The organism is Mesorhizobium sp. M7A.F.Ca.MR.362.00.0.0 (assembly GCF_004023175.1).
Taxonomy (GTDB): Bacteria; Pseudomonadota; Alphaproteobacteria; order Rhizobiales; family Rhizobiaceae; genus Mesorhizobium.
The window spans coordinates 262-664 of record NZ_RZTF01000869.1 but is presented as its reverse complement, the minus strand read 5'-3'; the positions used below and the strand labels follow the sequence as shown (position 1 = coordinate 664).

General features: G+C 66.3%; 1 pseudogene. It reads right to left on the bottom strand.

The features are described from left to right. Positions 1–390 (bottom strand): annotated as a pseudogene (locus EOC06_RS38240) (hypothetical protein); the annotation flags it as partial. Positions 391–403: the final 13 nt, after the last annotated feature.

Sequence of the window (403 nt, the reverse complement as noted above, 5' to 3'; positions counted from 1 at the left end):
CCCGCCATCATCGACACCCTCCTCAGAAGATGAGGCCCCCTCGCCGTCCCGGCCATTTTGTGCCGGCTCCGCCGCCGCACCGCCGCGACCAGTCAGCGCCAATAACCCGTCGCGGCCGAGCGCCCAGTCGGGTTTATTGCCAAAAATGTGGCGGCGGGCGCGCAGCACGGCATGCGCCCGGGTGAGATCATGTGTCGGAGTGCGGATATCCATGTGGGCGTCGTGCAGGACGAGGTCCTCAAGGTGGACCAGTTCGCCTTCGATCCACAGCGCCGCCGCCGCGTCGGCAAAGTGTTGGCGCTCGATCCAGCCGTCGCGCACCGGCGAGCGCGCCAGACGCTCGTCGAGCCGCGCCAAAGCCTCGGTGTCGTTTTTACCTCCCGATTTCAAACAGGGAAAAGTC